This window comes from Streptomyces sp. NPDC058671 (genome assembly GCF_042716475.1).
In the GTDB taxonomy this organism is placed as follows: domain Bacteria; phylum Actinomycetota; class Actinomycetes; order Streptomycetales; family Streptomycetaceae; genus Streptomyces.
The window spans coordinates 135,344-145,340 of the sequence record NZ_JBHXSA010000020.1 but is presented as its reverse complement, the minus strand read 5'-3'; the positions used below and the strand labels follow the sequence as shown (position 1 = coordinate 145,340).

The 9,997-nt window shown below is 72.9% G+C and carries 9 protein-coding genes; 5 read left to right on the top strand and 4 right to left on the bottom strand.

Annotated features, from left to right (window positions below):
• Positions 1–277 precede the first annotated feature (277 nt).
• Both ACFWV2_RS24435 and ACFWV2_RS24430 read left to right on the top strand, forming a co-directional pair.
• Positions 278–1,492: a CapA family protein gene (locus ACFWV2_RS24435; protein ID WP_384407648.1), complete on the top strand. Its 1,215-nt coding sequence runs from the start codon at positions 278–280 to the stop codon at positions 1,490–1,492.
• A gap of 111 nt (positions 1,493–1,603) precedes the next feature.
• Entirely contained in the window at positions 1,604–2,491 is an 888-nt protein-coding gene (locus ACFWV2_RS24430; RefSeq protein ID WP_384407646.1) for a polysaccharide deacetylase family protein, read from the top strand.
• Positions 2,492–2,554: 63 nt separating this feature from the next.
• Here ACFWV2_RS24430 and ACFWV2_RS24425 read toward each other — a convergent pair whose 3' ends face one another.
• A complete protein-coding gene (locus ACFWV2_RS24425) occupies positions 2,555–3,217 on the bottom strand; it encodes a class F sortase (RefSeq protein ID WP_384407644.1) in 663 nt (220 codons plus the stop codon).
• Between the two features lie 471 nt (positions 3,218–3,688).
• Between ACFWV2_RS24425 and ACFWV2_RS24420 the strand changes: the two genes are divergently transcribed.
• Positions 3,689–4,174, top strand: coding sequence for a hypothetical protein (locus ACFWV2_RS24420; protein ID WP_360790096.1), 486 nt, complete (start codon positions 3,689–3,691; stop codon positions 4,172–4,174).
• A 119-nt stretch (positions 4,175–4,293) separates the two neighbouring features.
• Here ACFWV2_RS24420 and ACFWV2_RS24415 read toward each other — a convergent pair whose 3' ends face one another.
• The 3 genes from ACFWV2_RS24415 to ACFWV2_RS24405 all read right to left on the bottom strand — a co-directional run bounded on the left by ACFWV2_RS24415 (position 4,294) and on the right by ACFWV2_RS24405 (position 6,413).
• The gene (locus ACFWV2_RS24415; RefSeq protein ID WP_384407642.1) at positions 4,294–4,848 is read right to left on the bottom strand and encodes a hypothetical protein; all 555 of its coding nucleotides are present in this window, start codon (positions 4,846–4,848) and stop codon (positions 4,294–4,296) included.
• Positions 4,849–5,015: 167 nt separating this feature from the next.
• Positions 5,016–5,780, bottom strand: coding sequence for a hypothetical protein (locus ACFWV2_RS24410; RefSeq protein WP_384407640.1), 765 nt, complete (start codon positions 5,778–5,780; stop codon positions 5,016–5,018).
• An 18-nt stretch (positions 5,781–5,798) separates the two neighbouring features.
• On the bottom strand, positions 5,799–6,413 hold the full coding sequence (locus tag ACFWV2_RS24405) for a hypothetical protein (RefSeq protein WP_384407638.1): 615 nt from the start codon (positions 6,411–6,413) through the stop codon (positions 5,799–5,801).
• Between the two features lie 539 nt (positions 6,414–6,952).
• Here ACFWV2_RS24405 and ACFWV2_RS24400 point away from each other — a divergent pair.
• Positions 6,953–7,765, top strand: a complete 813-nt coding sequence (locus ACFWV2_RS24400; RefSeq protein WP_384407636.1) for an SAM-dependent methyltransferase — start codon at positions 6,953–6,955, stop codon at positions 7,763–7,765.
• Positions 7,762–9,927: an EAL domain-containing protein gene (locus tag ACFWV2_RS24395; protein WP_360790110.1), complete on the top strand. Its 2,166-nt coding sequence runs from the start codon at positions 7,762–7,764 to the stop codon at positions 9,925–9,927. Before ACFWV2_RS24400 ends, ACFWV2_RS24395 begins: the two co-directional genes overlap by 4 nt.
• Positions 9,928–9,997: the final 70 nt, after the last annotated feature.

The following is a 9,997-nucleotide window of genomic DNA, read 5'->3' as shown; positions in this document are numbered from 1 at the left end:
TCGTCATGCTGCCCGCCTCTCCCGCGGCTCGTCGTCAGGGGCGTATACGAACGCATCCGGGCAGCGAGGGACAGGGAACGGACACCGGTGTGCGACGAACGGTCGCACCGAGCGGCGAATGGTACGGCGAACGGTCGGACGGCGGTCGACCGGAGGCGTTGCGTCCGTTTCAGCGGGGTTCCTGCCCTGATGCGGCCTTGACCCTTGACTGAGGCTTTCTCGCGAGATCAATTCGTCAGAACAGATGTTCATCACACGAATTGGGTGGAGTGCCGTCATGACCTCACGCACCAGGCCCGCGGGGGTGGCGCTCGCCGCCGCCCTGCTCGCGGTGGCGACCGGCTGCACCGGGGGGAGCGGCCCGACCGGCGGCGCCCCCACTCCCGACGCGACGGCGGGACGGCCGGGGAACGTGCGGCCCGCCGTCCCGTCCGCCGCACCCGGCGGGGCCTCCGCACCCGCCGGATTCACCCTCGTCGCCTCCGGTGACGTCCTCCCGCACGCCTCGATCATCCGCCGCGCCGCCCAGGACGCGGGCGGCGACGGCTACGACTTCGCACCCATGCTCTCCGGGGCGAAGTCCGTCGTCTCCACGGCGGATCTGGCCATCTGCCACATGGAGACCGTCTACGGGAAGGAGGGCGGGCCCTACACCGGCTACCCCGCCTTCAAGTCGCCGCCCGAGGTCGCCGCCGCGCTCAGGGCCACCGGGTACGACTCCTGCTCCACCGCCTCCAACCACACCCTCGACGACGGCGCGGCGGGCCTCGGCCGCACCCTCGACGCCCTCGACAAGGCGGGCGTCCGGCACGCCGGGTCGGCCCGTACCGCCGAGGAGGCTGCCCGGCCCACCCTGCTGAAGGCGGGCGGCGCCACCGTCGCCCAGCTCGCCTACACCTACGACACCAACGGTCACCCCCTGCCCGAGGGGCAGCCCTGGGCCGTCAACCTGCTGGACGAGCGGAAGGTGATCGCGGACGCCCGCGCCGCCCGCGCGGCCGGCGCCGACATCGTCGTGGTGAGCGTCCACTGGGGCACCGAGTGGCAGACCGAACCCGACGAGCGGCAGCTCTCCCTCGGCCGCGCCCTCACCGCCTCGCAGTCCGGCGGCCGCCCCGACATCGACCTGATCATCGGCACCCACGCCCACGTCCCGCAGGCGTACGAGAAGGTCAACGGCACCTGGGTCGTCTACGGGATGGGCGACCAGATCGCCGGGGACATGATCAACCACCAGGGCGCCTACGACCCCCGGGGCAACCAGGGCAGCATCGGCCGCTTCACCTTCACCCCGCCCCGGACCACCGGCGGGCGCTGGGAGGTGACCAAGGCCGAGTTCGTCCCGCAGTGGTTCGACACCGGGCGCGGCCGGGTGGTCAACCTCGGCGCCGCCGACGCCTCCGACCCGCACCGCACCGGCATCCGCGACACGATCCGGCAGGTGGTGCTGAGCCGCGGCGCCGGGCAGGACGGCCTGGTGATGGGCAGGTAGCCCCGGTCCCCTGACGACCACCCGTCGGGGCTATCGGCTCATCGGGTGTTTTCGGACGGGCGGCCGGTGTCGATCAGCCACGCGGACCCTCATCCGTATGAACCATTGGTCATGAAAAAGGATCAGATGACCAACGGGCGGCGTGCGGTGCTGCGGCTCGCCGCCGCCCTCGGGGCCACCGCCACCGTCGGGGTCCTCGCGGTGGACCGGCTCGCCGCGCCCGCGAGCACCACTCGTGGCGCGCCCCCCGCCCCGCCCGGGGGGCGGGCGGGGCGAGGAGGCGCCGGAGCGGGCCCCGCCGCGGGCCCGCAGCTCCAGGCCGCCCGGCTGCGCCCCAGCGCGTACCGGCTCCAGCCGATGACCGCCTACGCGCCCCCGTCCCTCCGGCGCGCGGTGCCGCCGGTGCGGCAGCGTCCCTTCCTCAGCGTGTCCGGCGCGGGCCGCTCGATGGTGCTGACTTTCGACGACGGTCCCGACCCCCGCTACACCCCCGGCATCCTCAAGACCCTGCGCCGGTACGACTGCCGGGCGATGTTCTTCGTCTGCGGCGAGATGGCCGTCGAGAACCAGGACCTGCTGCGGGAGATGGCCGACGACGGGCACGTCATCGGCAACCACTCCTGGTCCCACCCCCTCATCCCCAAGCTGCGGCCCTCCCGCATCCGCGACGAGCTCGGCTCGACGAGCGAGGTCGTCGAGCGGACCCTCGGCACGGCCCCGCTCTGGTACCGCGCGCCCTACGGGGCATGGAACCGGCACTCCTTCGAGATCGGCGCCGAACTCGGCATGGAGCCGCTCGCCTGGACCGTCGACACCCTGGACTGGAAGGAACCCGGCACCGACACCATCGTCCGCCGGGTCCTCGACGGCGCCGCCCCCGGCGCGGTCGTGCTCTCCCACGACGCCGGCGGCGACCGGGCCCAGAGCGTGGCCGCGCTCCGCCGCTATCTGCCCGAACTGCTCGACGCCGGCTACCACATCACCGTGCCCCGGCGCTGACCCGCACGGCACGGGGAAGGGCCCCGGCACCCTCGGGTGCCGGGGCCCTTCCCCGTGTTCCGACTAGCGGGAGCCGACCATGCGGGCGTACACCACGACGTTCCCGTCGTAGCCACGCGCGCGTGTGTACCCGCCGCCGCAGGTGATGACCCGCAGTTCGGGCTCGCCGGTGTCGGAGTAGACCTGCACGCCCGGGAAGTCGTCCTTCGAGTACACCTCGACCCCGTAGATCTCGAAGACCGCCACCCGGCCGTCGTACCGCTCGACCTCGATGTGCTGCCCCTTCTCCAGCGAGCCCAGGCCGTAGAAGACCGCGGGCCCCTGCGCGTTGTCCACGTGGCCGACGACAACCGCGGTGCCCCGCTGGCCGGGGGAGATGCCGTTCTGGTACCAGCCGGCGAGGTTCGCGTCCTCGGGCGGAGGGGCCGCGACCCAGCCGTTCGGCTCCAGGCCCACGTCCATGATCGGAGCCGCCACCCGGATCGCGGGGATCCTGATCCGGGAGGCGGGCGCGAAGGTCAGCGGCTCCACACCCTGGCTCGCCCCGGGCGGCGGCGGGACGACGGGGCGCGCCACCGGACGGGCCGCGGCGGCGGGCTGCGGGGGCCCGAGCGCGACGTCCACTCCGTTGCGCATCATCGCGATCCCGGACAGCATGGCGAGGGCCAGGACGCCCCAGGGTTGGCGTCTCCTGCGTTCGGGGACGCGGAAGTCCTTCGGGGGCATGGTTCTCCCTTCGTGGCGTCGTCGAAACGGTAAGGGCGGCCGGCCGGGCCGTCGCCCCGGACGGTGCGAACGGGTGGGCGGCGCCGCCGGACGGGTTGCCGGAGCGGCCGGAACCCGGTCGCCCGGGCGCCGCCGGACGGGTTGCCGGAGCGGCCGGAACCCGGTCGCCCGGGCGCCGCCGGAAGCGGGCGTCACGGAGCCTGCCACGGGTGGTGGTCGGTGGGGCGGCGGGCGACAGTCGGGTGACACGGGGCTGACCCATCCGAGTAATCGTCAGATAAGCACCCCGGTCAGCCCTGACCTGCGGTTCTATCGCCTCCACGGGCCCAATTCCGGGCGTGTCGCCTCACCGGGGTGGACCAGTGCCGAAGTGCACGGTTCGCCACAACTTGTGATGGTTCGTCATGGAAGGCGTACTCGTCGAAACTCCCGGAGCACCGCTTTGGGGCGTCTTCCACTGGAGGTTCAACCATGCGTGCTGCACGCACTCTGGCGGTGACCGCCACCGCAATCGCTGCGGTCGGGCTCGGGGCCCCCCTCGCCGTCGCCACCAACGGGCCGAGCAATGTCCAGGTCAACCCCTACGACGTCCACGCGGGGTCGACGATCACGATCACCGCCAAGGGCTGCGGCCACGGTGGCACCGTCACGTCCAACGCCTTCCCCACGACCAACCTGTCGGTGAACTCCAACGGGCTGTCCAGCGCCATCGCCCGCGTCCACAACAACGCCACCCCCGGCAGCTACAACCTCGCCGTCAAGTGCAGCGACAACTCCCGCGTGGTCACGCACCCGTTCCGCGTCCTCGCGGGCCGCGGCGCGGCGGGCGGCATCGGCGGTTCGCTGGCGCCCAGCTCCACCGAGATGGCCGTCGGCGGCAGCCTCGTCGCCGCCGCCGCGCTCGGCGGCGGACTGTTCATCGCCCGCCGCCGCCGTATGACCGGCGCGGGCGTCTGACCGGCCGAACCTCCCGGTCGGCCCGCCACGCCCGTCGCCCCCGAGTCCCGCCAGGGACCCGGGGGCGACGGGCGTCCGGGGACGCCGGTCACCGCTCCGGTCCGGTCCACGGCACCCGCTCAGTGGCGACGGGCGGCGGCGCGGCGACGGAACACGTAGACGCCACCGGCGGTCGCGGCCAGGACGAGCGCCGCACCGGTGGCCACCTCGACGGGTTCGAGCCCGCCCACCGAGCCGCCCACGCCGCCCTGCACCCCGCGAGGGGGAGTGAGCACGGTGGAGGCGATCGTCGGAGTGGCGGTGGGGATACCGCTGATCGTCAGATCGACGGTGTCCCGCAGTCCGCCGGTGCAGTTGAACGCCACCGTGTACACGGCGCCGCGTCGGGCGTCCCAGTCCACCACCGCGGTCGCCGCCGCGTTCGGCGCGATGGTCACGGTGTCGAAGATGCCGGCCGAGGCCGTCGCCGTGCTGGCGCAGCCGGGCGCGCTCAGCGTCACCCGGCCGCCCGGGGCGACGAGCGAGGGCGACACGACGAAGTCGCCCGGCGCCTTGGCCCGCACGGCCCGTGGGTCGCTCGCGGGGGCGCCGTCGGCGGCGATTGCGGTGGGGACGGCCAGGGCGAGGGCGGCCGCCCCCAGCAAGGCAGTGGACGCGGCACGTATCGCGCGCATGGTGAATCCTCCGGGTCCCGAGGGGCAGCCGCGGAAGGGGGTTTCCGCCGAAGACCTTGCGTGCACCTCGATGTGCGAAACGCTAGGAGCGCACTATCACAAGCGCGATCCCAGACGTGCGAATGGGGCACGTATGTCCCCCGTGCGGCCCACTGGGACCCCTTGTCTCAGCGTGTGACCTGCGGGAACAGATCGGTGAACGGCGAGGCGGTGGCCGAGATGCCCCGGCCGAACGGCGCGTCGAAGTCCCAGATGAGGAACAGCAGGAAGGCGATCAGCACACTGAAGAGTCCGGCGAGCAGCACCTCCCGGCCGGTCCTGCGGATCTGCAGCGTGAAGATCAGGCCGACCGTCACCAGGGCTCCGATGATCAGGCCGAACCACACCACCCCCGGCATGGTCGCCCCCGCGCTCTGCCCCCGGGCCCCCCGGGCGTCGTCGGCCACCGCCACCTGATCGACCAGCGGCTGGTAGGCCTGCCCCTCGAAGTCGGTGGCCGGCTGGTAGTCGGTGACGCTCCGCCGGACCCGCTCCAGAAGCGCGGTGCCCTCCTCGCTCAGCGCGCCCTCCTCGGCCATGTACGCCCACTCGTCGTTGACCACGTAGCTGACGTACGCGTCGACATCGGCCCGGATGCGGGCCCGGACGTCCTCCGGATACACCTGTACGCGGGCGGAGATCTCGTGCATCGCCTGCGCCTCCTGGCGCACCGTCTCCTGGGCGGCCCCCCGTGCCTCCCAGACGCCCGCGATGGCCAGGCCGAGGACGATCGCGTAGATCACGCCGATCATCATCGTCATGTACTCGATGACGTCGGGGGTCTCGCTGGGATCGTCGTCCTCGGGGAGCCGACGGTGGTTGATGACGACGATCGTGAGCACGACGGCGCACGCGGCGGCCATCGCAAGAGTGAGAACAAGCCATTCAGACATGGATTCCTCCGGCGGAGATCAGCGGGAGCGGGGGCGCAGGATGGCGGTCGCGAGGACCGCGGGGGCGATGATCACCAGCGTCATGGTGACGACGGACGTGTTGCCCTTCGGCTGCGGCCGTGACGTGCGGCGGTAGTGGGGGAGCGCGACGGACCCCGCGGCCGGCGGCCGCGGCCGCACGGTGAGCGGGGACGAGGGTGCGGGCGCGGGGGCGGGAGCGGGCGCGGGCGGTGAGGCGGGCGCCGGTACGCGCTCCGGCTCCTCCGTCGCGGGCGGGACGGGGGACGCCTGCCCGGGGCGTGGCGCCGGGGCGGTGGCCGGGGGAGACGGCGGCGTCGTCGTCCGTACGGGAGGCGGGGGCGGCACCGGGGCCGGAGGGGGCGGCGGCTCGGGTGTCGGCCGGGGCGCGGGCGTGGTGGGCCGCGGTGAGGGCGACGGCGGCGGCGGTGCCGGCGGGGTGGGCCCGGGCGAACAGGCGCCCGGCCCGACGACGGCCACCGGGGTGTTCGACCCGCCGGGGCCGGTGGTGGCGTAGGCGCAGGCATCGGCGGCGGCGGGCACGGGCGTGGCGAGCAACCACACGAGTGCCAGGGCCGCCAGCGGCCGCGCGAGGAGTGATCCGTACAGAGGCACGCCGTCGAGCTTGATCACAGACGCGGCGCACCGGGGCGGAACGCGCCGGGATTCGCCGGATGGTGGGGATCTTCGGAGACACCCGTGACGTTTCGCCGAAACGGATTCGGGAGCGGCGCGATACCCGCGTCGAGGGTGCGCGGCGGGATTCGGAGAGTCGGCCGACTTCGGGTGTTCCGGACCCCGGAGCGATATCTGTCCGGTTGTCGCCCTGCCGTCGGGGATGATGAACGGTGCATCCCGCACCGGCGTTCGGCCCCGACGGCGACAACGGCCGAGGTACGGGCGGGGCCCGAGCGCCCGGCGAAGGGGATCACCGCCGCTCGGAGGGCCGACGCACACGCGGATGCACGTGAACATGCACGGTACGAAGGCGCGAACTCTTCGCTCCGGGAGCACGTGTCAATGGCGTGTGACCAAGAACGGATCGCGAATTTCCGTTTCCACTCGCTCTCCTGGCGGTCGATCAGTAGCCTCACCTCGAACACCGGCCGCGAACACATGGCCGCATCCCCCATGGCGACTTGTTGGAGACATTGATGGAGCGTCCCGCCTGGGCTCCGCCGGGTATCGACATTTCGGTGCCGAGCGTGTCCCGTATGTACGACTTCTATCTGGGCGGCTCGCACAATTTCGAAGTGGACCGGGAAGCGGCGCGCAAGGCCATGGAGTTCATGCCTGGCCTGCCCAAGATCATGCAGGCGAACCGCGCCTTCATGCGGCGTGCCGTCCGCCACGCCGTTGACAACGACGTCACCCAGTTCCTCGACATCGGATCCGGCATACCCACCTTCGGCAACGTCCACGAGGTCGCCCGGGCGGCCGACCCCACCGCGCGCGTCGTCTACGTCGACCACGACCCGGTCGCCGTGGCCCACAGCCGCGCCGTCCTGGGGGACGACGAGGGCGCCGCGGTCGTCGCCGCCGACCTGCGCAAGCCGGCCGACGTCCTGTACAGCCCCGAGGTGACCCGACTCCTCGACCTGGACCGGCCGGTGGCGCTGCTCCTCGTCGCCGTCCTCCACTTCCTGGAGGACGAGGACCGGCCGTACGAGGCCGTCACCGAACTGCTCGGCGCCCTCGCGCCCGGCAGCCTCGTCGTCCTCACCCACGCCTCGTTCGAGGGTATCCCGCTCTCCGAGGAAGAGGCCGGCGGCACCGTCGGGGTCTACCGGAACATCCGCAACCCCCTGGTGATGCGGTCGCGCGACGAGATCACCCGCTTCTTCGAGGGCACCGAGCTGATCGAGCCCGGCCTCGTCCCGATGCCCCTCTGGCGACCGGACAGCCCGGTCGAGGAGGAGGACCCCTACGCCTTCTCCGGATTCGCAGGGGTGGGGCGCAAGGCGTGAAGGTCCCGTCGCAGCCGTCAGGCGCCGTCGCCGAAGCCGACGGCCCGGAGGACAGACTCAGGCGGTTCGTCACCATCTGGAGCCGCGCGATCTTCCCGGTGACCGCCACCTCCCTGACCCGCGCCGAGTTCGAGGGGCATCTGCTGCCGCTGGCCCGCACCCTGTGCGACGCGCTGCACGCCCGGCCCTTCGACACGGTCCCGGCCCAGGGCGCCGGTGCCGCCCTCGTCGCCGCCCACTGCACCGATCCGGACGCCCTCGGACGCAGCCTCGGCGTCGTCGACTCGTACCTGGTGCTCTACTGCGGTGCCGACTCCGACCTCCCGGCCGAGGAACTGCGAGCCCGCTGCTCCCGGCTCCAGCACGCCATGGCCACCGGCTACGCGGGAGCCCTGCGCGAGCGGACCCGCGCCGAGCAGGAGGCCATCGCCCGCTCCGCGCTCACCGCCCGCAGCGCCGCCGAGATCGCCCTCCACGCCACCGAGAGCCGCTTCCGCGCGGTCTTCGACGGGGCGGCCATAGGGATCGGCATCGCCGACCTCGACGGCAACGTCCTGGAGGTCAACGAGACCCTCACCCGCATGTTCGGCGGGATGGAGGGCCAGGTCCGCAGCCGGAACGTCAGCGAGTGGGTCCACCCCGAGGACGGTCCGCACGTCTGGAAGCTGTACGAGGAGCTGGTCCGCGGCGACCGGGAGCACTACCGGGTCGAGAAGCCGTACTACCGAGGTGACGGAACGGTTCTGTGGACCAACCTCACCGTCTCCCTCCTCCGGGACGCCGAGGGCAACCCCCAGTACCAGCTGGCCCTCATGGAGGACACCACCGAACGGCGCCTGCTCCACCTGCGCCTGCGGTACGAGGCCACCCACGACGCGCTCACGGGGCTCCCCAACAGGACCCTGTTCTTCGAGCGCCTGGAGAAGGCCCTGGCGCCCGGTGAGAACGGCCGGTTCGGCCTCTGCTACCTGGACCTCGACGGCTTCAAGGTCATCAACGACAGCCTCGGCCACTCCACCGGCGACCGCCTCCTCGTCGAGGTCGCCGACCGGCTCCAGAGCTGCGTCACCGGTGCCGGCGAGATGGTGGCCCGGCTCGGCGGAGACGAGTTCGTCGCCCTCACCACCGGCGCCGTCGGCGAACGGGACACCACCGAACTCGCCGACCGCATCCTCACGGCCCTCTCCACCCCCCTCCGCATCGACGGCCGGGAGCTGACCGTCCGCGGCAGCCTCGGCGTCGTCGAGGGCCCGGCCGGCGAGCGCACCCCCGCCGAGGTGCTGCGAAGCGCCGACATCACGATGTACCGGGCCAAGTCGGCCGGCGGCAACCGCTTCGAACGCGCCGACCCGGAGGCGGACGCCCGCGCCATCACCCGGCACGGCCTCACCACCGCCCTGCCGACCGCCCTGGAGCGCGGCGAGTTCTTCATCGAGTACCAGCCGCTCGTCCACCTCGGCGACGGCAGCGTGCACGGCGCCGAAGCGCTCGTACGCTGGTGCCACCCGCAGCACGGGGTGCTCGGCCCCGACCGCTTCATCCCGCTCGCCGAGGACACCGGCCTCATCGTGCCGCTCGGCCGCTGGGTGCTCCAGGAGGCCGTCCGGCAGGCCCGCTTCTGGCAGACCCGGCACGCCGACGGCGGCCCCCTGCGGATCAACGTCAACCTCTCCCCGACCCAGCTGCACCACCCGCGCCTGGTCGCCGACACCGTCGACGTCCTGGAGCGCTCGGGGCTCGATCCCGGCGCGCTCTGCCTCGAAGTGACCGAATCGGCGCTCATCGGCGCCGACGAGGACCTGCTGAAGCCGCTGCGGCAGCTCGCGGAGATGGGCGTGGACATCGCCCTCGACGACTTCGGCACCGGCTACTCGAACCTGGCCAACCTGCGCCGCCTGCCCGTGAGCGTCCTCAAGCTCGACCGCTCCTTCACCCGGGGCATGCAGCAGCACCCGGTGGACCCGGTCGACATCAAGATCGTCGAGGGGATCGTCTCCCTGGCGCACAGCCTGGAACTCGCCGTGACCGTGGAGGGCGTGGAGACCGGGGCGCAGGCCCGTCAGCTCCGCGACCTCGGCTGCGACACGGCCCAGGGCTGGTACTACGCCCGCCCCGGCGCCCCGGACCGCATCCACTCGCTGCTCCTGGCGGACGCGGTCTGAGGCCGTACCCCGGAGGAACGGCACCGGCCTCCCCGCCGCGACGGGGGAGCCGGTGCACCCCGCCCCTGCG

Coding starts and splice junctions, on each gene's coding strand:
- ACFWV2_RS24435 (WP_384407648.1), top strand. CDS start 278: ATGACCTCACGCACCAGGCCCGCGGGGGTGGCGCTCGCCGCCGCCCTG.
- ACFWV2_RS24430 (WP_384407646.1), top strand. CDS start 1,604: ATGAAAAAGGATCAGATGACCAACGGGCGGCGTGCGGTGCTGCGGCTC.
- ACFWV2_RS24425 (WP_384407644.1), bottom strand. CDS start 3,217: ATGCCCCCGAAGGACTTCCGCGTCCCCGAACGCAGGAGACGCCAACCC.
- ACFWV2_RS24420 (WP_360790096.1), top strand. CDS start 3,689: ATGCGTGCTGCACGCACTCTGGCGGTGACCGCCACCGCAATCGCTGCG.
- ACFWV2_RS24415 (WP_384407642.1), bottom strand. CDS start 4,848: ATGCGCGCGATACGTGCCGCGTCCACTGCCTTGCTGGGGGCGGCCGCC.
- ACFWV2_RS24410 (WP_384407640.1), bottom strand. CDS start 5,780: ATGTCTGAATGGCTTGTTCTCACTCTTGCGATGGCCGCCGCGTGCGCC.
- ACFWV2_RS24400 (WP_384407636.1), top strand. CDS start 6,953: ATGGAGCGTCCCGCCTGGGCTCCGCCGGGTATCGACATTTCGGTGCCG.